This window comes from Tatumella sp. JGM91 (assembly GCF_018257575.1).
Taxonomy (GTDB): Bacteria; Pseudomonadota; Gammaproteobacteria; order Enterobacterales; family Enterobacteriaceae; genus Tatumella; species Tatumella punctata.
On sequence record NZ_JAERJP010000007.1, the window covers coordinates 26,794 to 50,062 of the forward strand.

Annotated in this window: 24 protein-coding genes; 12 read left to right on the forward strand and 12 right to left on the reverse strand. The window is 51.1% G+C overall.

Going from position 1 to position 23,269, the window contains the following annotated elements; genetic code table 11:
- Window positions 1–34 precede the first annotated feature (34 nt).
- The gene (locus JK198_RS06340; protein WP_212707313.1) at window positions 35–475 is read left to right on the forward strand and encodes an NfeD family protein; all 441 of its coding nucleotides are present in this window, start codon (window positions 35–37) and stop codon (window positions 473–475) included.
- Window positions 476–506: 31 nt separating this feature from the next.
- A complete protein-coding gene (locus JK198_RS06345; RefSeq protein WP_212707314.1) occupies window positions 507–1,457 on the forward strand; it encodes an SPFH domain-containing protein in 951 nt (316 codons plus the stop codon).
- A 52-nt stretch (window positions 1,458–1,509) separates the two neighbouring features.
- On the opposite strand, the gene JK198_RS06350 is transcribed toward JK198_RS06345, so the two are convergent.
- The 6 genes from JK198_RS06350 to rpmH all read right to left on the reverse strand — a co-directional run bounded on the left by JK198_RS06350 (window position 1,510) and on the right by rpmH (window position 6,494).
- Window positions 1,510–2,388 carry a GntR family transcriptional regulator gene (locus JK198_RS06350; protein WP_212707315.1) on the reverse strand — a complete coding sequence of 293 codons (879 nt, stop codon included), beginning with the start codon at window positions 2,386–2,388 and terminating at the stop codon, window positions 1,510–1,512.
- A 254-nt stretch (window positions 2,389–2,642) separates the two neighbouring features.
- Window positions 2,643–4,007 (reverse strand): tRNA uridine-5-carboxymethylaminomethyl(34) synthesis GTPase MnmE, encoded by a 1,365-nt coding sequence (gene mnmE, locus JK198_RS06355; protein WP_212707316.1) that lies wholly within the window; start codon window positions 4,005–4,007, stop codon window positions 2,643–2,645.
- A 105-nt stretch (window positions 4,008–4,112) separates the two neighbouring features.
- Entirely contained in the window at window positions 4,113–5,756 is a 1,644-nt protein-coding gene (gene yidC, locus JK198_RS06360; protein WP_212707317.1) for a membrane protein insertase YidC, read from the reverse strand.
- Between the two features lie 2 nt (window positions 5,757–5,758).
- The gene (yidD, locus tag JK198_RS06365) at window positions 5,759–6,016 is read right to left on the reverse strand and encodes a membrane protein insertion efficiency factor YidD (RefSeq protein WP_212707318.1); all 258 of its coding nucleotides are present in this window, start codon (window positions 6,014–6,016) and stop codon (window positions 5,759–5,761) included.
- Window positions 5,980–6,339, reverse strand: a complete 360-nt coding sequence (gene rnpA / locus JK198_RS06370) for a ribonuclease P protein component (RefSeq protein ID WP_212707319.1) — start codon at window positions 6,337–6,339, stop codon at window positions 5,980–5,982. Before rnpA ends, yidD begins: the two co-directional genes overlap by 37 nt.
- Before the next feature lie 14 nt (window positions 6,340–6,353).
- Entirely contained in the window at window positions 6,354–6,494 is a 141-nt protein-coding gene (gene rpmH, locus JK198_RS06375; protein WP_000831330.1) for a 50S ribosomal protein L34, read from the reverse strand.
- A gap of 609 nt (window positions 6,495–7,103) precedes the next feature.
- Between rpmH and dnaA the strand changes: the two genes are divergently transcribed.
- The 9 genes from dnaA to JK198_RS06420 all read left to right on the forward strand — a co-directional run bounded on the left by dnaA (window position 7,104) and on the right by JK198_RS06420 (window position 16,864).
- The gene (dnaA, locus tag JK198_RS06380) at window positions 7,104–8,516 is read left to right on the forward strand and encodes a chromosomal replication initiator protein DnaA (protein ID WP_212707320.1); all 1,413 of its coding nucleotides are present in this window, start codon (window positions 7,104–7,106) and stop codon (window positions 8,514–8,516) included.
- Window positions 8,517–8,520: 4 nt separating this feature from the next.
- Window positions 8,521–9,621, forward strand: a complete 1,101-nt coding sequence (dnaN, locus tag JK198_RS06385) for a DNA polymerase III subunit beta (RefSeq protein ID WP_212707321.1) — start codon at window positions 8,521–8,523, stop codon at window positions 9,619–9,621.
- Window positions 9,622–9,712: 91 nt separating this feature from the next.
- Window positions 9,713–10,798, forward strand: a complete 1,086-nt coding sequence (recF, locus tag JK198_RS06390; RefSeq protein ID WP_212707322.1) for a DNA replication/repair protein RecF — start codon at window positions 9,713–9,715, stop codon at window positions 10,796–10,798.
- A gap of 18 nt (window positions 10,799–10,816) precedes the next feature.
- Complete coding sequence (gyrB, locus tag JK198_RS06395; RefSeq protein WP_212707323.1) at window positions 10,817–13,225, forward strand: DNA topoisomerase (ATP-hydrolyzing) subunit B; 2,409 nt, start codon at window positions 10,817–10,819, stop codon at window positions 13,223–13,225.
- 209 nt (window positions 13,226–13,434) lie between these two features.
- The gene (yidA, locus tag JK198_RS06400) at window positions 13,435–14,250 is read left to right on the forward strand and encodes a sugar-phosphatase (protein WP_212707324.1); all 816 of its coding nucleotides are present in this window, start codon (window positions 13,435–13,437) and stop codon (window positions 14,248–14,250) included.
- A gap of 261 nt (window positions 14,251–14,511) precedes the next feature.
- Window positions 14,512–14,724: a YdgH/BhsA/McbA-like domain containing protein gene (locus JK198_RS06405; protein WP_212707325.1), complete on the forward strand. Its 213-nt coding sequence runs from the start codon at window positions 14,512–14,514 to the stop codon at window positions 14,722–14,724.
- Between the two features lie 174 nt (window positions 14,725–14,898).
- Window positions 14,899–15,111 carry a YdgH/BhsA/McbA-like domain containing protein gene (locus JK198_RS06410; protein ID WP_212710301.1) on the forward strand — a complete coding sequence of 71 codons (213 nt, stop codon included), beginning with the start codon at window positions 14,899–14,901 and terminating at the stop codon, window positions 15,109–15,111.
- A gap of 144 nt (window positions 15,112–15,255) precedes the next feature.
- Window positions 15,256–15,468, forward strand: a complete 213-nt coding sequence (locus JK198_RS06415; protein WP_212707327.1) for a YdgH/BhsA/McbA-like domain containing protein — start codon at window positions 15,256–15,258, stop codon at window positions 15,466–15,468.
- 136 nt (window positions 15,469–15,604) lie between these two features.
- On the forward strand, window positions 15,605–16,864 hold the full coding sequence (locus JK198_RS06420; protein ID WP_212710302.1) for a DUF3748 domain-containing protein: 1,260 nt from the start codon (window positions 15,605–15,607) through the stop codon (window positions 16,862–16,864).
- On the opposite strand, the gene JK198_RS06425 is transcribed toward JK198_RS06420, so the two are convergent.
- Window positions 16,839–17,204, reverse strand: a complete 366-nt coding sequence (locus JK198_RS06425) for a YceK/YidQ family lipoprotein (RefSeq protein ID WP_212707424.1) — start codon at window positions 17,202–17,204, stop codon at window positions 16,839–16,841. The genes JK198_RS06420 and JK198_RS06425 overlap by 26 nt on opposite strands.
- A 266-nt stretch (window positions 17,205–17,470) precedes the next feature.
- On the opposite strand from JK198_RS06425, the gene ibpA reads away from it, so the two are divergent.
- Entirely contained in the window at window positions 17,471–17,896 is a 426-nt protein-coding gene (gene ibpA, locus JK198_RS06430; protein WP_212707329.1) for a small heat shock chaperone IbpA, read from the forward strand.
- Between the two features lie 49 nt (window positions 17,897–17,945).
- On the opposite strand, the gene JK198_RS06435 is transcribed toward ibpA, so the two are convergent.
- From JK198_RS06435 to JK198_RS06455, 5 genes are all read right to left on the reverse strand, one after another.
- Complete coding sequence (locus JK198_RS06435) at window positions 17,946–18,863, reverse strand: EamA family transporter (RefSeq protein WP_212707330.1); 918 nt, start codon at window positions 18,861–18,863, stop codon at window positions 17,946–17,948.
- Window positions 18,864–18,891: 28 nt separating this feature from the next.
- Window positions 18,892–20,145, reverse strand: coding sequence for a valine--pyruvate transaminase (locus JK198_RS06440; RefSeq protein ID WP_212710328.1), 1,254 nt, complete (start codon window positions 20,143–20,145; stop codon window positions 18,892–18,894).
- 100 nt (window positions 20,146–20,245) lie between these two features.
- Window positions 20,246–21,226 carry a glyoxylate/hydroxypyruvate reductase GhrB gene (gene ghrB / locus JK198_RS06445; protein ID WP_212707331.1) on the reverse strand — a complete coding sequence of 327 codons (981 nt, stop codon included), beginning with the start codon at window positions 21,224–21,226 and terminating at the stop codon, window positions 20,246–20,248.
- Window positions 21,227–21,344: 118 nt separating this feature from the next.
- Window positions 21,345–22,094, reverse strand: coding sequence for a sugar phosphate isomerase/epimerase (locus JK198_RS06450; RefSeq protein ID WP_212710303.1), 750 nt, complete (start codon window positions 22,092–22,094; stop codon window positions 21,345–21,347).
- A gap of 149 nt (window positions 22,095–22,243) precedes the next feature.
- Entirely contained in the window at window positions 22,244–23,266 is a 1,023-nt protein-coding gene (locus JK198_RS06455) for a LacI family DNA-binding transcriptional regulator (protein ID WP_212710304.1), read from the reverse strand.
- Window positions 23,267–23,269 lie beyond the last annotated feature (3 nt).

The window sequence follows — 23,269 nt, forward strand, 5'->3', positions numbered from 1 at the left end:
TAACCGGCAGTACTGATCGGACAAAGGAGCACCGATGGAAATTAGCGGAGTGTTTTGGTTCTGGATCGCGATTGCTGCTATTTTTGCGCTGGTTGAGATATTTACCACCACCTTTTTCGGCCTGTGGATGGCTATTGCTGCCCTGATTCCGGCCATGCTGGTCCTTTTTCTGCCGGACTTCCCGGTGGCCGGGCAGTTGCTGGTCTGGATAGTGGCGTCGGTTCTCTGTGCCTGGGTATGGGTGCGCTGGATACGCAGTAAACCTGAGCCCTGGCTCGCTGAACCACTGACCGGTCAGCAAGGTATACTGGCCTGCGCGCTGACCCCGGGACAGCAGGGTATTCTGTTGCTGAGTAAACCGGTACAGGGACGTCAGGAGTGGCCTTGTATCAGCGACAGGGCGTTACCCAGGCAGACACGGGTAAAAGTGATTGCGATGGCGGGTGACGGTGTAGTGAAAGTTGACCTTGTATAATTGTTCTGTTCACCTTTAAGGAGGAGACCTTATGTCACCGGGACTGATGGCGTTAGGCTTAGTAATTGTGTTACTGGCAGTGACGTTTTTTAAATGTGTGCGTATTGTTCCGCAGGCTGACCAGTGGATTGTCGAGCGACTGGGGAAATATCACAGTACCCTCAATCCGGGACTGAATATTTTAATCCCGTTTATTGATGTGGTGGCTTATAAAATGTCGGCCAAAGACCAGATGTTTGAGGTGAAAGGTATTGAAGGGATCACCAAAGACAATGCCACTGTCGGGGTCAATGCGATTTGCTTTGTCCGGATAGCCGATCCTAACAAGGCGGCTTACGGCGTGGATAGCTATAGTGCGGCGGTACAGAATCTGGTGATGACCACTATTCGTAATGCTGTCGGGGGGATGAACCTGGATGATACCCTGTCTAACCGTGACCAGTTGGCGATTACCCTGCGGGCCAACATGGAAGAGCAGATGAATGACTGGGGGCTGATCCTGAGAACGGTGGATATTCAGGATATCACGCCCTCTGATTCTATGCGTAAATCGATGGAGCAACAGGCAGCAGCAGAACGGGAACGTAAAGCGACTGAAACCCGTGCTGAGGGGAACAAGAATGCAGCGATCCGTGAAGCTGAAGGGAAAAAACAGGCGATGATCCTGGATGCGGAAGCCAGACTGGAGGCCTCCCGGCGTGAAGCGGAAGCGATAGAAACCCTCGCCAGCGGTCAGAAGAAAGCCACCGACCAGCTAGCGGCTGCACTGAATGCCAGCGGCGGACATCAGGCGATGTCATTTCAGCTGGCTAATAACTATGTACAGACCCTGAGTGAGTTATCAAAAAGTGATAATGCTAAAGTTATCGCCATGCCAGCCGATCTTGCTCAGGCCGTTGGCGGGCTGCTGAATGCAGGTGCACTGATGTCGGTGGGTGCGGAAGCCGGTGCGTCGGTTAAATCACCACGCACTCAGGGGTAATCTGTTTTCCCGGCCGCTAAGCAACGAGTAAGGTGGCTGAGCTACTTGCCGGTCAGGATTTACGGCGGGCCACTCCCAGCTGACTGGCGACCTGCAGATGACGATATAACAGGGCCGAAGCCTGTTGATTATCACCCTCTGCCAGGGCATCCAGTATTGCTAAATGCTCCTGACAGGACACTTTGACCCGCCGGAGATTATTAATAGTATGTGTCTCTGTCAGACGCCGCAGACGGTTTTGCTGCTGAATGCTATGCAGGATAAAACGGTTGCCTGACCAGGCGGCCAGTAATTCATGGAACCGTGCATTACTTTCAATAAAATGTTGACTGTCCGGTACGCCATTGAGCAGTGCCAGCTGATTATCACGGCATTGCCGGAGCTGTTCTGGAACCACACAAAATCCGGGTTCCATCAGGGCTGCCGGTTCCAGTAGCATACGAAACCGGTAACTTTCCAGCCGCTGCTCTGCGCTTGCCAGCGTCGGCATCATCACCCAGCCATGACCATGTTTTCGCTGTATAATTCCTTCTTCTGTCAGGCGCTGCAGGCAGCGCCGCAGGATACTCTTGCTGCACTGATAACGGCGCAGCAGGTCACTCTCATTTATGTGCCCGGGCAGTGTCTGATTCAGATGGTCGTCAATAATAAGACGGTAGAGATCGTCTTCTGCAACCCGCAGTCCGGCCAGCGTGTTCTGCAAAGCCTCACTACAGGCCGTTGCTACAGTAAAGCCACAGTGTTTCTCTGCCGTCAGGATCTGTTGACCGGCCAGATAAAACAGAGCCCCGCGGATCGGTGATCGGGACACACCGAAATGCTGCGCCAGTTCGATCTCTTTTATGTGGCTGCCTGGCGGGAAATCTCCGCAGGCGATCGACTCAAGGATCTGTCCGGCGACTTTTGTTTGCAGAGGGGTCAGCTTACTCATTTACGGAATACTCATGTCACGTTCTCTCCGGACCGTCCGGAGGGGCACAGATAAACACTTATACTACGGGTTTACCCGTCGTATGTCAGGTTATGGTCAGAGCAGGCTGGTTCTGTCGGGGCAGAGGCCCCTTTAATCGGTATACCGGACACCGGGGGGAACCCCCCGGGAGATATTTGCGATGCAGGCAGGGCGGAAGCGCAGTCAGAACTGTGATATCACAGGTGTGTTCTGAACCGATGCGTTTTGCTGTTTTATTTGCCGATACAGAAGCTGGAGAAAATACGTCCCAGCAGATCATCGGCGGTGAACTCTCCGGTAATTTCGCTGAGTGACTGCTGCGCAAGACGTAATTCTTCTGCCAGCAGTTCGCCGGCCCGGGCACCGAGTAACTGGTACTGGCCCTGAAGCAGGTGACTGCTGGCAGCTTCCAGTGCTTCCAGGTGGCGGCGTCTGGCGATAAACCCGCCTTCAATATTTCCGGAAAAGCCCATACTCTGTTTCAGATGTTCGCGCAGCAGATCAATACCTGCGCCGGTGCGCGCCGACAGGCGGATCACGGTATTATCCCCTTGTTGTTCTGCCCCGAGAGCCTCACTGGTCACATCAGCCTTATTACGGATAACGGTTACCGGCAGGGCGGGTGGCAGCCGCGCGATAAAGTCCGGCCAGATTTGCTGCGGGTCTGTGGCGCGGGTGGTGGTGCCATCGACCATAAACAATACATGGTCGGCGGCGGAGATTTCCTGCCATGCGCGCTCAATCCCTATCCGCTCCACTTCATCACTGGATTCACGTAACCCGGCAGTATCAATGATATGCAACGGCATGCCATCAATATGAATATGTTCGCGCAGGACATCACGGGTAGTACCGGCGATATCCGTGACGATAGCGGCTTCTCTTCCCGCCAGTGCATTGAGCAGACTGGATTTTCCGGCATTTGGCCGCCCGGCAATCACCACCTTCATTCCTTCGCGCAATAAGCTGCCTTGCCGCGCTTCGGTACGGACGTTTTCCAGATCCTGCATAACCTGATTAAGCTGCGCCTCAATTTTTCCGTCCGACAGGAAATCAATCTCTTCGTCAGGGAAGTCGATGGCAGCCTCGACGTAAATACGCAGATGAGTCAGGGCCTCCACCAGATGGCTGACCCGCTGAGAGAAAACACCCTGCAATGAGTTAACGGCAGAACGCGCGGCCTGTTCTGAACTGGCATCAATTAAATCGGCAATCGCTTCGGCCTGGGCAAGGTCCAGTTTATCATTGAGAAATGCGCGTTCCGAAAATTCGCCCGGCCTCGCAATCCGCAGTCCCGGTAAGGCAATAACCCGTTTCAGTAACAGGTCGAGGATCACCGGGCCGCCATGCCCCTGTAACTCGAGTACATCTTCTCCGGTAAAAGAGTTCGGGCCGGGGAACCACAGAGCAATCCCCTGATCCAGTACAGTGCCATTGGCGTCCATAAAGGGCAGGTAGTCGGCATAACGTGCTTTGGGCAGTTTGCCTAAAATCTGTTGTGCAACTTCTGCGGCTTTCGGCCCCGAAATACGTAATATACCGACTCCGCCGCGGCCAGGAGGTGTTGCCTGGGCGACGATAGTATCGCTGTGGCTCATAGCTGTTCTCTCTTTTACCAATAAAAAAAGGCGGTCAGAAGACCGCCTTATCATATCCTGAGTGCCGTTAATGATCACGCCGCCGGTGGCTGGCGTGACAGGTTATCAGGCTTTTTTCTTACGGCTGTGTAATCCGCGTTTTTCCAGGCCGCGATAAATCAGCTGCTGCTGAATAATCGTGACCAGGTTACTGACGATATAGTACAGCACCAGACCTGACGGGAACCACAGGAAGAAGACGGTAAAGATGACCGGCATAAAGGTCATAATCTTCTGCTGCATTGGGTCGGTCACCGTGGTCGGAGACATCTTCTGAATGAAGAACATGGTTACACCCATCAGTACCGGCAGGATGTAGTACGGGTCCTGTACTGACAGGTCGTGGATCCACAGGATAAACGGAGCCTGACGCAATTCAACCGAGCCCATCAGCATGTAGTACAGGGCCAGGAAGATTGGCATCTGGATAACCAGAGGCAGACAGCCGCCGAGCGGGTTCACTTTTTCTTCTTTATACAGCGCCATCATTTCCTGACTCATACGCTGCTTATCTTCACCCAGACGCTCACGCATTGCCTGGATTTTTGGTTGCAGCATGCGCATTTTCGCCATTGAGGTGTATTGCGCACGAGTCAGCGGGTACATGATACCGCGGACAATAAAGGTGATAACGATAATTGAGAAGCCCCAGTTACCGATAAAGCTGTGGATAAATTTCAGCAGCTTAAACAGTGGCTGAGAGATAAACCACAACCAGCCGTAATCCACAGTTAAGTCGAGGTGCGGGGAAACGGCAGCCATCTGATCCTGAATTTCCGGGCCAACCCACAGGGTCGCATTCAGGTCCTGTTGTGCACCGGCGGCAATAGTGACCGGCGATGATTTGTAACCGATAGCCGCCAGACCGTTACCCAGATTACTGGTATACAGGGTGTTGCTGCCAGATGTCCGTGGAACCCATGCGGTAGCGAAATACTGCTGCAGCATAGCCACCCAGCCATTATCGGTACTGGTATTCAGGTTCTCATTATCAGCAATAGTATCAAATTTATATTTTTCATACTTTTCATTGCTGGTGGAGTAGGCCGCACCACGGAAAGTATGTAGTGCAAAGTTATTGCTGCCGGTATCGCGGGCTTTAGGCAGGGTGATTGTCTGCTTCAGCTGACCAAACATTGAAACTTCCAGCGGCTGTGCCGAGCTGTTATCAATATGGTAGTCAACATCAACCGCATAACCACCCCGTTTGAAGACAAACGTCTTGGTGTATACCACACCGTTCTCACCGGTCCAGGTCAGGGGAACACGAAGTTCGGTCTGACCGTCAGCCATCTGGTAGCTGTCCTGAGTGGTGGTATACAGCGGGCGGGCACCATTGGCAGGGTTATCCGGACCGTTACGGCCGGTTAAACCACTTTGCGCCTGGTACATAAAGTCAGGTGAGGTTTCCAGCAGCTGGAAAGGCTGGGTTGACCCGAGCGTCTTCGGGTAAGTGAGTAACTGGGCCTGCTCTACATCACCGCCACGGGTATTAATTTCAACAGACAAGACGTCTGTTCTAACAGTAATCGTTTTGCCCTGACCACTGGCCGGAACGCCCTGGTTTGCGGCATCGCTTGCGGTATTGTTCGTATTCTGAGTGGTCCGGGTTTGCTGTGGCTGTGGATTGTGGTCCGTCTGCCAGGCTTGCCAGATCATAAAAGACACGAACAGAAAAGCGATGAAAAAAAGATTGCGTTGCGAATCCATCGTTAGTTTTCTCTGGTATCAGTGTTTTTTGGCGGCACAGGATCGTCACCACCCGCGTGTAACGGATGGCATTTTAATACGCGTTTCACCGTCAACCAACACCCTTTTATCACCCCGAAACGACGTAAGGCTTCGATCCCGTAATGGGAACAGGTTGGATTGAAACGGCAATGAGGCCCCAGCAGGGGACTTATTGCCCGTTGGTAAACGCGGATCAGAACAATCAGGAGCCGCGTGCCAGGCGACAATGACGACGCCATAGTTTCTCCAACACTTCCGTCAAAGTATGGTTATCCAGGTCGGCAATCCCTTTTTTTGCAACGATGACAAAATCCATCGCCGGAAGCTCGTGCTGGCGCAAACGAAAACTTTCCCGGGTTAAACGTTTAATCCGGTTACGTTCATGGGCGCGTTTTACGTGTTTCTTAGCGACAGTAAGACCGATGCGGGGATGCCCCAGCGAATTCTGGCGGCCGAGAATAGTCAATTGCGGCGTGCCAGCTCGTTGTGGCTGCTGGAAGACGAAAGTGAAATGATTGGGAGTTAACAAACGTAACTCCCTGGGAAATGCGAGCTTACCCACCAGGGTTCGCTTTATTACTTAGAAACGGTCAGACGAGCACGGCCTTTAGCACGACGACGTGCCAGAACCTGACGACCATTTTTAGTAGCCATACGAGCACGGAAGCCGTGAGAACGGTTGCGCTTCAGTACAGACGGTTGAAAAGTGCGTTTCATGGCGATTTCTACCTAAACTTGAGAATGTTCACTTGGTGACGCGTAGCAGAGTCAGTAAACCGACCGACGCCTCAGTGTATTTTAATTAAAGAGGCGGGATTGTAATAACTGTACAGTCCTGAGTCAATTTACTTCGGCTAATAATGCCACCTTTATACCGGGTAACGGCCTGTTTGCCTGGTCACAATCCCCGGAGTCCGGAGACTGGCGGACAAACAGGCTGAGAATTATACGGGCTTCCTTATAAAGAGCAAGGATCCTTCCGGATCATCTGGTGATCGGCAGAAAAAAAGTGGCGGTAAGGAAGTCACGCCAGTGAAAAGATGAGATCTGTAATAGATTTCCGGCACCCGGGAGTACAGAGCGTGACCTCATCGCTGTCATTCTGAAATCCTGTGGATAAAATGGGTAAAATCAGTGTAGAAAAGGAGGATCTCTTGTCCGCTTTGCGCTATGATCCGTCGTTCCGCTGATGATCCTTCAGGGTCTTCCGGCGAGAATGATTTGCAGATCGTTGCAGCAGGCGATTTCTCCGTCTGTATCAATAATTAGTGTTTTCAAAAGATTAGCACCGTTTCTTGTCTTATTTTTGTACCAGTGGAGTCCGCCGTGTCACTTACGCTTTGGCAACAGTGCCTTACCCGTTTGCAGGATGAATTACCTGCCACTGAATTCAGTATGTGGATCCGCCCGCTGCAGGCTGAATTAAACGACAATACTCTGGCTCTGTACGCACCAAACCGCTTTGTACTCGACTGGGTGCGTGATAAATACATCAATAGTATTAATGCCTTGCTGAATGAGTTTTGTGGTGCTGACATTCCACAGCTACGTTTTGAAGTGGGTGCCAGACCTGCGGCGGCACCTGCGGCAGCACCTGCAGTGAGTACTGTTGCACCGCCGCATATTTCACAGCCTGTTCCGCCAGCTCGCCCGCCCGTTAGTCCGAATAACGGTCGTCCGAGCTGGGACAATGTGCCCGCGCCGGTAGAAGTGGCTTATCGTTCGAATGTTAACAGCCGGCATAATTTTGATAATTTTGTCGAAGGTAAATCGAACCAGCTTGCCCGTGCTGCCGCGCGTCAGGTCGCAGATAATCCGGGCGGTGCTTATAACCCGCTATTTTTATATGGCGGGACGGGATTAGGTAAAACGCACCTTTTGCATGCGGTGGGGAACGGCATTATTGCCCGGAAACCGAATGCAAAAATTGTGTATATGCATTCTGAACGCTTTGTTCAGGATATGGTAAAAGCATTGCAGAACAATGCGATAGAAGAGTTTAAACGCTATTATCGCTCGGTTGATGCACTGTTAATTGATGATATCCAGTTTTTTGCAAATAAAGAGCGTTCCCAGGAAGAGTTTTTCCATACCTTTAATGCACTTCTGGAAGGTAACCAGCAGATTATCCTGACATCAGATCGTTACCCGAAAGAAATTAACGGGGTTGAAGATCGTCTGAAATCACGGTTTGGCTGGGGCCTGACAGTGGCGATAGAGCCGCCTGAACTGGAAACCAGGGTCGCCATCCTGATGAAAAAAGCGGACGAGAATAAAATCCGTCTGCCGGGGGAAGTGGCTTTCTTTATTGCCAAACGCTTACGGTCAAACGTCCGTGAGCTGGAAGGGGCATTAAACCGTGTGATTGCGAATGCCAATTTTACCGGCCGGGCAATCACCATCGACTTTGTCCGGGAAGCGCTGCGCGATTTACTGGCTTTACAGGAAAAACTGGTCACTATCGATAATATTCAGAAAACAGTCGCAGAATACTATAAAATTAAAGTCGCTGATCTGTTGTCTAAACGACGTTCACGCTCGGTGGCCAGACCCCGGCAGATGGCAATGGCGATGGCAAAAGAACTGACCAACCATAGTCTGCCCGAAATCGGTGATGCTTTCGGCGGCCGCGACCATACGACAGTGTTGCATGCCTGCCGTAAGATTGAGCAGTTGCGTGAAGAAAGTCACGATATAAAAGAAGATTTCTCCAATTTAATCAGAACATTATCTTCCTGACGCTATGAAATTTATTGTAGAAAGAGAGCAGTTGCTCAAACCATTACAACAAGTGAGCGGCCCCCTGGGGGGACGTCCGACATTACCTATTCTCGGCAACCTGTTGTTGCAGGTTACCGATGGCGCGTTGTCTCTGACCGGTACCGATCTCGAAATGGAGATGGTAGCCCGTGTTGCTCTTAGCCAGCCTCATGAGGCTGGTGAAACGACTGTGCCGGCACGTAAGTTTCTGGACATCTGTCGCGGCCTGCCGGAAGGTGCTGAAATCCACGTTATTCTGGAAAACGACAGAATGCTGGTACGTTCAGGACGCAGCCGTTTCTCATTATCGACCTTGCCGGCGACGGATTTTCCAAATCTCGATGACTGGCAAAGTGAGGTGGAATTTACTCTGCCACAGGCGACACTGAAACGACTGATTGAAGCCACCCAGTTTTCGATGGCGCACCAGGATGTACGCTATTATCTGAACGGTATGCTGTTTGAAACTGCCGGAGAGGAATTGCGTACTGTCTCTACCGATGGCCACCGCCTTGCGGTGTGTGCCATGCCGGTGGGCCAGTCTTTGCCCGATCACTCGGTGATTGTACCGCGTAAAGGGGTGGTTGAACTGGTCCGATTGCTGGATGGCGGCGACACGCCGTTACAGTTGCAAATTGGCAGCAGTAACATCCGAGCCCATGTCGGTGACTTTATTTTTACCTCCAAACTGGTGGACGGACGCTTCCCGGATTACCGCCGTGTGCTGCCAAAAAATCCGGATAAAACACTGGAAGCCGGTTGTGATCTGCTGCGGCAGGCATTTGCCCGTGCGGCTATCCTGTCGAATGAGAAATTCAGAGGTGTCCGGCTGTTTATTACGGAAAATCAGCTGCGTATTACGGCAAATAACCCGGAACAGGAAGAAGCCGAAGAGATCCTGGATGTCAGTTACCAGGGCAGTGAGCTGGAAATTGGTTTTAATGTCAGCTATGTGCTGGATGTACTCAATGCCCTGAAATGTGAAAATGTCAGGCTGCTGCTGACTGACTCGGTTTCCAGTGTGCAAATTGAAGATGTCGCCAGCCAGCATGCCGCTTATGTGGTTATGCCGATGCGTCTGTAGCCTGCCATTCTGATCTTTTGTTTTCCCTGCCGCCATCTGCTGCAGGGAAACGGCTTTCCTGAATACGTTTTTCTCGCCCCCGGACGAATTTATGGCTCTTACCCGCCTGATAATTAAAGATTTCCGCAATATCGCTCAGGCTGATCTCTGCCTCTCTGAAGGGGTTAACTTCCTGATCGGCCCTAATGGCAGCGGAAAAACCAGTGTACTGGAAGCTATCTATACTCTGGGCCATGGACGGGCATTTCGTAGTACTCAGACCGGACGTGTGATCCGCCATGACCAGCCTTCGTTTGTACTGCATGGGCGGATTGACGATGCAAATCATCAGCACAGTATCGGGCTCAGTAAAGACCGCGCCGGAGAGAGTAAAGTCCGGGTCGATGGCAGCGACGGACACAAGGTGGCTGAACTGGCCCAGTTATTGCCAATGCAGTTAATTACCCCGGAGGGTTTTACCCTGTTAACCGGTGGCCCTAAGTTTCGGCGGGCCTATATTGACTGGGGCTGTTTTCATAACTACCCGGGGTTTTACAGCGCATGGAGTGATCTGCGGCGGCTGATAAAACAGCGTAATGCAGCACTGCGTCAGGTGACCAGCTATCGCCAGCTACGGCCGTGGGATCAGGAACTGGCCCCGGTGACACAGCAAATCAGTGAGTGGCGACAGGCTTATAGCGATGAAATTACCCGTGAGATTAAAGCCACCTGTCAGCAATTTTTGCCGGAATATGAGCTGAGTTTTTCCTATCAGCGTGGCTGGGACAAAGAGACGGATTATGCAGAATTACTGGAACGTAATTTTGAACGTGACCGGGCCCTGACCTATACGGCCAGCGGCCCGCATAAAGCGGATTTTCGTATCCGCGCTGCGGGCACACCGGTGGAAGACTTGCTGTCCCGCGGCCAGCTGAAATTATTAATGTGTGCCCTGCGCCTGGCGCAGGGAGAGTACCTGACACGTCAAAGCGGACGACGTTGTATTTACCTGATCGATGACTTTGCTTCGGAGCTTGATGACCAGCGTCGTCATCTGCTGGCAAGTCGCCTGAAATCGACAAAAGCGCAGGTTTTTGTCAGCGCCATTAGTGTTGACCACGTAATCGACATGAATGATGAAAAGGGCAAGATGTTCAGCGTAGAAAAAGGTAAAATAGCAGTTCAACCTGAAGATTAAAATGAGCGAGAAACGTTGATGTCGAATTCTTATGACTCCTCAAGTATCAAAGTCCTGAAAGGGCTTGATGCGGTACGCAAACGCCCCGGTATGTACATCGGTGATACGGATGACGGCACCGGTTTGCATCACATGGTATTCGAGGTTGTGGACAACGCCATCGACGAAGCACTCGCGGGCCATTGTAAAGAAATTATAGTTACTATTCATGCAGATAACTCGGTCTCTGTTCAGGATGACGGGCGCGGTATTCCGACCGGTATTCACCCTGAAGAAGGGGTATCGGCTGCCGAAGTCATTATGACGGTACTGCATGCCGGGGGGAAATTTGACGATAACTCCTATAAAGTCTCCGGCGGTTTGCATGGTGTCGGCGTTTCTGTGGTTAACGCCTTATCGGAAAAACTGGAACTGACCATTCGTCGTGATGGTAAAGTTCATCAGCAAACCTATCTGCACGGTGTCCCGGGCGCACCTCTGGCCGTTATCGGCGAAACGGACAGCACCGGGACGTCGGTTCGTTTCTGGGCAAGCCACCAGACTTTCACCAATGTCACCGACTTTGAATACGACATCCTGGCCAAACGCCTGCGTGAGTTATCGTTCCTTAACTCCGGAGTTTCTATCCGGCTGATCGATAAACGTTCTGACAAGAGCGATCATTATCACTACGAAGGTGGTATTAAAGCCTTTGTGGAATATCTGAATAAAAATAAAACACCTATCCACCCGAATGTTTTTTACTTCAGTACCGAAAAAGACGGTATTGGTGTGGAAGTCGCATTACAGTGGAATGATGGTTTCCAGGAAAATATTTACTGTTTTACCAATAACATTCCCCAGCGGGATGGCGGTACGCACCTGGCTGGTTTCCGTGCCTCCATGACCCGTACCCTGAATGCCTACATGGATAAAGAAGGTTACAGTAAAAAGGCGAAAGTCAGTGCCACGGGTGACGATGCCCGTGAAGGTCTGATAGCTGTGGTTTCTGTTAAGGTTCCGGATCCTAAGTTCTCGTCACAGACCAAAGACAAGCTGGTCTCTTCGGAAGTTAAATCGGCGGTTGAGTCGCAGATGAATGAGTTACTGGCAGAATATCTGCTGGAAAACCCGTCAGATGCGAAAATTGTCGTCGGTAAAATTATTGATGCGGCCCGTGCCCGTGAAGCAGCACGCCGTGCCCGTGAAATGACACGCCGTAAGGGTGCTCTGGACCTGGCTGGCTTGCCCGGCAAACTGGCTGATTGTCAGGAACGTGACCCTGCGTTCTCCGAAGTCTACCTGGTGGAAGGGGACTCGGCGGGCGGTTCTGCGAAGCAGGGACGTAACCGTAAGAACCAGGCGATTTTGCCATTGAAAGGTAAAATCCTGAATGTGGAGAAAGCGCGTTTTGACAAAATGCTTTCTTCTCAGGAAGTTGCGACCCTGATCACCGCCCTCGGCTGTGGTATTGGCCGCGATGAATATAATCCGGATAAATTACGTTATCACAGCATCATTATCATGACGGATGCGGATGTTGATGGTTCACATATCCGTACCCTGTTGCTGACATTCTTCTACCGTCAGATGCCTGAGATCATTGAACGCGGTCATGTGTTTATTGCACAACCGCCGTTATATAAGGTGAAGAAAGGTAAGCAGGAACAGTACATCAAAGATGATGATGCGATGGACCAGTATCAGATAGCCATTGCGCTGGATGGTGCGACCCTGCATACCAATGCCAGTGCTCCTGCGCTGAGTGGTGCTTCCCTGGAAGAGCTGGTTGCGATGTTTAACAGTACCGGGAAAATGATCAAACGTATGTCCCGCCGTTATCCGGTCGCGCTGTTACAGCGTCTGATTTATCGTCCTGAGTTAAAAGATTTAACTGATCAGGCAGAGGTTCAGCAATGGCTGGACGGGCTGGTGAGTGACTTGACTGAGCGTGAGGTTCATGGCAGCAGCTATTGCGGATTGATCCGTGAAAATCGTGAGCATCAGCGTTTTGAGCCGGTGTTACGTATCCGGACACATGGTGTCGATACGGATTATGCGCTGGATGCTGAGTTTATTGATGGCCCTGAGTATCAGAAGATCAATGCGCTGGGTGAGAAATTACGCGGACTGATCGAAGAAGATGCCTTTATTGAACGTGGTGAACGTCGTCAGCCAGTGGCGAGTTTTGAGCAGGCTGTTGAATGGCTTGTAAAAGAATCGCGTCGTGGTTTGTCGGTACAGCGCTATAAAGGGCTGGGTGAAATGAACCCGGAACAGCTGTGGGAAACCACTATGGATCCGGACAGCCGCCGTATGTTGCGGGTGACCATAAAAGATGCCATTGCTGCAGATCAGCTGTTTACCACCCTGATGGGGGATGCTGTTGAGCCACGCAGAGCCTTTATTGAAGAAAACGCACTGAAGGCTGCGAATATCGATATTTGATCCCGACGGGATTGCTCAATAACCCTCTTTGGTAACAAAGGGGGTTTTTTTTGGTCAGTAGTGCCGGGCAATGATGACTATTGCTGAACTAAAACTGCGGAAATACAGCGGCGTCCTGTGATCCCTGTGGAGTACTGGCAGGTTAATACTGTCAGGCTCAGGCTAAACAAGATAGCATCAGACGATATTTGGCAACTGATGAGGATATTATGGCAATAAAACTGATAGCACTCGATATGGACGGCACACTGCTGGATCCGGAGCATAAAATTACCCCTGCGGTGAAATCAGCAATCGCACGAGCACAGCAGCAGGGGATTATTGTTGTCCTGGCGTCCGGCCGGCCGCATATCGGCATGCAACGCTATATTACTGAGCTGGGCCTGGATAAACCAGGCCAGTTTTGTATCAGTTATAACGGTGCATTAGTACAACGTGCTGAAGATGGCAGTTGCGTTGCTGAAGTTACCCTGGGTCATGCGGACTATCTGAAATTTGAACAACTGGCACGGGAGTTTGGGGTACATTTCCAGGCGCTGGATAAAACCCATCTGTACACCCCGAACCAGGATATCAGTAAATACACTATCCATGAGGTATCTCTGACCGGAATACCACTGCGTTATCGCGCGGCAGCGGATATGGATCCGTCATTACGTTTTCCGAAACTGATGATGATCGATGAGCCTGAATTACTGGACGCTGCCATCTGCCGGTTACCTCCGGAAGTGAGGAAAGAGTATACCATTCTGAAAAGTGCACCATTCTACCTGGAGATCCTCAACAATCAGGTAAATAAAGGTGCAGCGGTACGCAAACTTGCTGAGCTGTCAGGTTTTTCTGCAGATGAAGTGATGGCGATTGGTGATCATGAAAATGATCTGGCGATGATTGCTTACGCCGGCTGCGGGGTAGCGATGGGCAATGCTATTGATTCAGTAAAACAGCAGGCCCGCTATCAGACGTCGTCGAATGCTGAAGATGGTGTTGCCCGTGCGATTGAACAGTGGGCATTATCTGACTGAACCCTGTACACAGGCCGTATCTGCGGCCTGTCATCGGTTCTTTTTCCCCCCTGGTTTAGAAACACTCAGCCGGTAAATCTTCCCCGCCATTTTTCCCGACCAGTATTACCCATAAGTTAAATAGTCTTTAGCAGAAGACGGCGGTACCTGTTAATGAAACGGTATTTACCGCATCATTTGTTAACAAGCTAATAATAACCATTGTTATCATTATCCCGTCAAAACAAATGACATTTTTTAAACATTTATCAGGTATCCGTTATGAAAACCATTACTACGCTTGTTGCTGCCGCAGCATTATCTGTCCTGTCGTTCGGGGCTTTTGCTATTCCTGTATCAGCCAGTGGCAGTACTCTGGACAGTACTGAAGCGAATATTGCTGCGCAGGCGAAAGCGGCAGGAGCCTCTTCTTACATCATTACCAGTGCCCGTCAGGCGAATGGTGTCTATATGACGGCGGAACTGAATAAATAAGCGGTATCTTACCGATGCCGATTGGCCGGTCACTGAAAGTAATCGCAAAAATAACCGATTAAATGTGATGTAGATCGCACTTTCAGTTAATAGACTAATAATAACAATAGTTACTATATGCACTATCAGAACGACAGCTGTTCTGCGTAACAACCATAAAGAAGGATTTTGACCATGAAAACTATGACTGCATTATTTACTGCTGCGATGTTATCTGCCCTGTCATTTGGTGTGTTTGCTGAATCAGTGTCTGCCACCGGCAGTACCCTGGACAGTGCTGAAGCCCATATTGCAGCGCAGGCAAAAGCCGCGGGAGCCTCGTCTTACTCTATCACCAGCGCCCGTGATGATAATGGCGTCTACATGACTGCTGAACTGAATAAATAACCGTCCTGTCTTGCTGGCGCTGTATTTCCTGACCGGTAACCTCCTCAGAAAATAAAACAGATCTGCCGCGATAAGACGCGCGCCACGGGTTAACCCGGGACAATGTGTACCCTGCGTAACAAACCATAAACAAGGATTTTGACCATGAAAACGATGACTGCATTAGTTGCTGCTGCGATATTATCTGCCCTGTCATTTGGTGCGTTTGCCGAATCAGTGTCTGCCTCGGGCAGTACCCTGGACAGTGCTGAAGCCCATATTGCAGCGCAGGCAAAAGCTGCGGGTGCCTCCTCTTACTCTATCACCAGCGCCCGTGATGATAATGGCGTCTATATGACAGCCGAGTTAAATAAATAACCGCATTTGTTATTGAGTTCATTACCGGAAAGCTGCCTCAGGGCAGCTTTTGTTGTTTATCTGTCCCGCTTATGCTGGCACTGTCGGGCAGAATATTGCATATTCCCTTACCCCCAAGACTCATGCGGAACAGGCCATGCCGGACAGACAACTGACTTTTGAATCCCGTCATCATCAACTGACAAATGCTCAGATATGGACACCCGACAGCCAGTGGCTGGTGTTTGATGTGCGCCCGCCGGATGCAACCTTTAACAGCCAGACGGTGGAACGTGTAAATATAACGACCGGGGTCAGGGAAGTGATCTATCGGGCCTCACAAGGTGCCTGTGTCGGGGTAGTCAGTTGCAGCCCGCAATTACCGGAACGTTATGTCTGTATTCACGGGCCGGAAAATCCTGATCAGAGCTGGTATTACGATTTTCACCACCGTCGCGGGGTGATTATTAGTGATGGTCAGGCCGTGACCCTTGATGGCTGTGATATTACACCGCCTTATACGGCGGGTGCGTTACGTGGTGGCAGTCACGTGCATATGTTTGATGCAGACGGTGAGTTTCTCAGCTTTACCTATAATGACCATGTGATGCATCAACGTTCCACGGCTGAAGATTTACGGAATGTCGGAGTCGCGGTTCCCCTGCATCCGGTGATCGTCAGCAGGCAGCACCCGCGCGGACACGATGGCAGCCACTTTTGCGTCATTGTCAGCCAGACCACCCCGTTTCCTGATCCCGGCAGTGATCAGATTAATCGCGCCTATGAAGAAGGCTGGGTCGGGCATAAGGGCTACCGGAAAGCCAGCGGTGAATGGCAGCGCAGAGCGCTGGTCTTTATCGGGGATACACTGTCGACTGAAGGAAAGAAGGTCCCGGAGATTTTTATTGTCGATTTACCTGACGACCCGGCCGATTTTGCGGTGGCCGGTGAATACCCGTTACAGGGGACCGGGAGCTGGTTACCCGCCCCTCCTGCCGGCGTTACGCAACGCAGGCTGACCTATAGCCGGGGAATTGCACTACAGCCGCGCCACTGGCTGCGAACCTCGCCTGACGGCAGTATGGTGACATTTCTGATGGCAGACACCCGGGGTATCATTCAGTTATGGGGTGTCTCTCCTGCGGGTGGCAGCCCGCAACAGATTACGGATTTACCCCACAGTATCAGCTCGGTGGTTAACTGGCATCCGCAGGTCCGGCGGGTCGCTTTTATCTGCGATAACAGTGTGATGATTTGTGATCCTGACTCCGGAGATTGCCGGCGGGTGACTCAACGTACCACAACAGCACCCTGTGGCGATGCTGTGGTTTGGTCTCCGGATGGTGAAAAAATCGCCTTTATGCGGGATATTAACGGTTGGCGGCAGCTGTTTATTGTGGACGGTTTTGTATTGTAGCAGTGCTGCTGGCGGGCAGTGATTCACGGGTTTTCGCCAGACGTTCACTTTCTGCCACCCTGGCCCGCAGTGATGTACCGCTTTTACCTGTGTCTTCGCGAAAGTAATCCCACGGCAGTAACAGGGTATCCATTACGGCTGAAAAGGGGTAATCAACGACTGCCAGCGTTTTAATTGGCCAGCGGGTATTATCATCTTTAAGGATTTCGGTATTTGCCCGGGTCCCCGGATAATATCCCTGGTCAGCCCCGGTATGTGACATCACACTGGAACAGCCAGTGGACGAAAACGCACACCAGACAATTACGCCTGCTGCCGGAATCCTGTTTCTGGTTTTCATCATCATCATCCCTTTTCATTCCCGCAGCCTGATATTTCAGACAGAGTTAATCGTTGCAGATAAGCGCGCATATTGCGGTCAAGGTTCCCTGAGTGTAAGTCAATTCGTGGTCACTGGCTCAAAAAAACATCTTTTTGCTTGAAAAAAATGCGATCGACCCCACTATATGAGTAAGGCTCCGGATTTCGCCATCAGGGTTATCCGGAGGTTATCAGCCTGTCCCTCAGGGAAGGTGAACAATACTTGCTGACATTCAGGAGTCTGTTATGCGTAATTTTGACTTATCCCCGTTATATCGTTCTGCTATTGGTTTTGACCGTTTATTTAATCTGCTGGAATCTAATCCGAACCAGTCTAATGGCGGATATCCTCCGTACAATGTCGAACTGGTAGATGATACCCACTACCGGATCACTATTGCCGTTGCCGGCTTTTCGCAGAAAGAACTGGATATTACGTTTCACGATAATATGCTGATGGTCCGTGGCTCTCACCCCACAGAACAGAGTGAGAAAAAATACCTGTATCAGGGGATCGCTGAGCGTAACTTCGAGCGTAAGTTCCAGCTGGCTGATCATATCCTGGTGCGTGATGCACGGCTGGAGAATGGTTTACTGAGCATCGACCTGGAACGTATTACTCCGGAAGAAGCCAAACCCCGCCGCATCGAAATCAGTCACTCAGCGGTTTAATGGTTGCTGAGTATGCTCTGATTAAGCGCCGCAGAAATGCGGCGTTTTTTTATCTGTTATTCGTTAGGTTCCCGGTGAGTCGTTGCTGTAGCTTTCCGGCAAAGGTATTGACCAGCAGCCCGGCGATAATCACCATAATGCCGGAGATCTGTGCAGGACTCATAGATTCGTGTAACAGTAAGGCTGCACTGAATATCCCTGCGACCGGGACCAGTAAAGCCATGGGGGCCACCCGTGAGGTTTCATAACGGGCCAGTAAGCTGCCCCATAATCCATAGCCTATAATCGTCGACAGTAGTGACAGATAGATGACCGCGAATACACCCGTAAAAGAAAAATGTGTCAGGCTGTACTGGATGGTGTCGATACCGTCGAACCACCAGCTACAGAGCATAAACGGCAGTAACGGAATAAACGCACTCCATACCACCAGTGACATGGCGGGCACCGGATAATGGCGCATAATGACTTTGTTGGTGATATTTCCCAGTCCCCAGCAGACCGCTGCCGCCAGAGTGAACAGCAATGCGATGAGTGGCATACCGACAGTGCCTGTTCCTGTCAGACTGTGCTCTGCCAGAAAAATCATTCCGCAGACAGCAATCAGTAAGCCCGCAATGTTATACCAGCGCAGTGATTCCCTGAGAAACAGGGCCCCGAATAACAGCGTAAAGAATACCTGCGCCTGAAGGATCAGCGACGCGAGCCCGGCGGGCATCCCGAGCTTAATCGACAGAAACAGAAAAGCGAACTGACCGAAACTGATGGTCAGTCCATAGGCCAGCAGCCATTTGAAAGGCACTGCCGGCCGGCGAATAAACAGGCAGGCAGGAAAGGCCACCAGCGCAAAGCGCAGGCTGGCGAGCAGAAAGGGCGGAATATCGTCCAGGCCGACTTTGATAACAACGAAATTCACACCCCAGATAATCACCACGCAGAGTGCCAGGATAAAATCTTTAGAACGCATAAGTAAACCTGTGGAATCAGAAGGTTAACTAACCTGCTAATGAATATAATTTATCCAGCTCTTCAGCAAGAATAATGACTGCCCGTTCGATTTCTGCATTATCAGGCACATAATTCATTCGCATGCACTGATGGGTATGGGCCCATTCGTCCTGCAATCCGGGGAAAAAGAAATGCCCCGGCACCATCAGTACACCGCGCGCTTTCAGGCGATGGTAGAGTGTTTCGGTGGTGACCGGCAGCTCATGGAACCACAGCCAGAGGAAAATAGCGCCTTCCGGTTTATGGATCAGACAGCGTTCTTCCGGAATGTGGCGGCGGATCAGTGCGATAGTTTCTGCGACCTTATGACGGTAATAGGGTTTGATCACCTGCTCTGATAATTCCAGTAAATCATTACGACAGATCATCTGGTGGGCAATCGCAGGTCCGACACTGCCCGGGGCCAGGCTGATAATACCGTTCATATTCCCCAGAGCCGTGATTGTCTGCTGGCTGGCGATAATGATCCCGCACCTTGCGCCGGGCAGCCCCAGTTTTGACAGGCTCATACACAGGATAATGTTCTGATTCCACACGGCATTGACGTCGGTAAAAATGATACCCGGAAAAGGCAGCCCATAGGCATTATCGATCAATAGCGGAATATTATGCTGTTGTGCCAGCTTATCCAGTTCCAGCACCTCTGCATCGGTAATCACATTACCTGTCGGGTTGGTGGGTCGTGAGACACAGATCAGACCAATATTGTCATCGACAGTAAGGTTGTCCATATCGATATGATATTTGAACTGCCCTTCCGGTAGATGGCGGATGGCCGGCCTGGCGGCGATAAACAGATCTTCTTCCAGACCCGCATCGGCATAGCCCAGGTATTCCGGGGTCAGAGGGAACAGGACTTTACGTGTTGTTCCGTCAGCCTGTTTACCGGCAAACAGATTGAACAGATAAAAAAAAGCGCTCTGACTGCCATTAGTCAGTGCAATATTTTTGGCAGAAATATCCCAGCCCTGACGTTGCCTGAGTGTTGCTGCCAGACTTTCCAGTAACTTGTCTTTGCCGCGCGGGCCATCATAGTTACACAGCGCTTCTGTCAGTGTGCCACTCTGGTGCATCTCTTCCAGTAATTGCTGAAAATATTCATCCATCTGCGGAATTTTTGCAGGGTTACCGCCGCCGAGCATCACGGTACCCGGGGTACGTAAACCCGCCCCCATATCTTCCATTAAACGGGAAATACCGGTCTGACGGGTAAATTTGTTACCGAACTGAGAAAAGTGCATAGAGGACAATAGTTGGTTAATCGGTGGTAATCTCACCATAGCGCCCGCCATTGGCGGGCGCAATGATTATATTGATGTTTTCTCCGTATTCCGCGGAAAACTAGGCCGGATTAACCGCCTGAGGATTTACACAGTTTTTTTCCAGCTTACCGTCCAGCGCCGCAATCAGATTTTCCACGGCATCACGTTTCATCCCGTAACGTGTTTCATGGGTCGCCGAACCGACATGTGGCAGCGTAACCACATTCGGTAAACTCAGCAGTTCTGCATTTGCCGGAACAGGTTCCTGTTCAAAGACATCCAGCCCTGCGGCATAGAGGGTGTGGTTTTTCAGTGCCCGGGTGAGGGCCTGCTCATCAACGACAGGCCCCCGGCCGGCATTGATCAATATCGCGCTGGGTTTCATACGGGACAGTTGTTCTTCGCCGATTAAATGCCGGGTTTGTTCAGTCAGCGGCAGAATAACACACACAAAATCACTCTGTTCAAGCAGCTGATTAATATCACAATATTTTGCAGAAAACCGTGATTCTGCCTGCGGGTGGTGTTTACGTGCGTTATACAGGATATTCATACCAAAGCCGTAATGAGCACGTTGTGCGACGGCCATCCCGATACGGCCCATGCCAACAATACCCAGAGTTTTATGGTGCACATCAATACTAAAGTGTTCAGGGCCAATACTTTTTTTCCATTCGCCGGCTTTGACCCAGCTATCCAACTCGGTCACCCGGCGTGCACTGGCGAGGATCAGTGCGAACACCGTGTCAGCGACGGTTTCGGTCAATACGGTAGGGGTATGCATTAATGCAATCCGGCGCGCATCCAGTGCATCAAGATCAAACAGATCGTAACCGACAGAAATTGTTGAACAGGCGCGCAATGCCGGCATCTGCTCCAGTAAGGCCTGATCGACTTTACTGCCGGAACCCAGCAGGCCCACAGCCTCAGAAAATGCAGCTGCATGACTGGCAATGGTGTGGCTGTCCAGATTGCTGACTTCGGTGACCTGGTAACGGGCTTCCAGCTGACTGCGCAAATCAGCGGGTAATGGTTCATAAAGTATTACGGAAGGTTTCATTCAGTCTCTCTTTATCATTACTGGTTGAGTTATACCGCGGGTCCCGTACCGACATTATCGGTGGTTCCGGAAAACAGAGGAGTAATCAGCCGGGAATATTCAGCGGACGGTGCACCGATCAGTCTTGCCGGAGCAAACTGACATAGCGACGGGTGACCGCAGTTAAGTCGCCGCCTGATAATGGAAATTCGATGCCTCGCGGTACGCGGGCGGGCAGGGCAGCCAGTAACTCGCGCCACTGGCTGTCATGCTCATCGGGCGGAACGGCCTGAAAGCCCGAAGGGTGCGGAATGGCGACTTTGACATGAATATAACTGACATAGGGGGCTAACCGGCTGGCGGCTTGTTCGGGAGATTCCCCGATCCATCGCCAGTTGCCTGTGTCGAATGTCATGCCCTGCAGTTTTTCAATACCATTGAAAGCGAAGAAAAAATCTTCCATCGGTGCGATTTTTCCGCCAGCCGTCTGATCATTCTCAATAACAATCGGGACCGGACAGGCTTCAATTGCCGCTGTCAGTTGTTGTCGGGTGACATCTCCGGCAGGGTACCCGAGGGATAATTTCAGTACCCCGGCATTGAGTATTGCGGCTTCCTCAAAGTAGGTCTGCAGGCCGGGGTTGATTACTCCGGGTGCGGTGAACAATGTATCCGGTACTGAATAGAAGGCGGTTAGCCGGTGACGGGCGATATCGGCCGCCAGAGCAGGCAGCCTGCTGAGTTCATCGTCAGAAAATAGCTCACGGCGGATTTCGACACCGTCAGCTCCGGCTTGCTCAATAACCGGAAGAAAAGCCCGCTGGCCTCCGGCAGCCAGTACTTCCTGTTTACCGTATGCTCCGGTAACGACAATAATCTCAGCTCCCATGTTCTGCCCCTTATGCTTTATCAGTCATGCATTAAGAATTTCTCACTTATACGCTATTTCTATCCGAATGGTATCGGTTCCACCAGGCGGAAAACAAAATATTAGATGTATATCTCAAAACTGACTGATTATTACTGCAGCAGTGTATTTCAGAGTGGCTGACTGGAGCCGCGTACCACCAGTTCACCACTAAAAAATTGTTCTGTTTTTTCAGCGTCCGGATGTTTAATCCGGTGAATGACGCTTTGCAGTGCCCTGTAACCAATCTGGTGGGTTGGCTGTTTCAGGGTGGTAATACCGCTCCCGACCAGTGAAGACCAGTTCATTTCATCGAACCCGACCAGCCCGGCATCGGTACCGGTGACAACCGCTTGCGCCTGCAACGCTTTCACCACCTGTAATGTCAGCGGCCCGTTAGCGGAGATAATGGCACAGCGCTGATGGCGGTGACGGTGCAGGAAATCTTTCAGACAAAGACTCAGCTCCGATGTCTGATGCAGGGCAATCTCCGCATTTTCACCCTCGACATCGGGACAGGCAGCGATTGTCTGCCGGAAAGTCTCAAGTCTTTCACGGCGGGTATTGACGCTGCCAATGGGTTCACTGATAAACAACAGAGCCGTGTATCCATTATCAGCCAGATGACGGGTCACTTTTTCTGACGCTTCATGGTTATCGAGGCCGATAACATCACAATCGAAATCAGCAATTTTCCGATCAATCAGGGTCATCGGCAGGCGCGATTGTTGTAACCTGCCGAGTTCTTCTTCCCGCATGCCGACAGCATTAACGATAATTCCTTCCACCTGATAGCTGCTCAGCAACTGGATATAGTATTGCTCCAGGGCAAGTTCGTTATTGGTATTACACATCAGCAGGGTAAAGCCATAGTCTCTGCAGGCGGCTTCAATGCCGCACATTATCTCAACTGAATAGGCATTGGTGATATCCGCAATAATCAGACCAATCAGTCGTGTCCGGCCGCGTTTCAGGCTGCGAGCCATCTGGCTTGGCCGGTAATCGAGGGCGGCAATTGCCTGCGCGATGCGTTCTTTTAACGCGGGAGATAATATATCCAGCTCACCATTAAGGTAGCGGGAAACACTGGTTTTACCTGTGCCCGCGGCTCTGGCGACGTCGCTGATTGTGGCTCTTGCTGGCCTGCTGGTCATTCC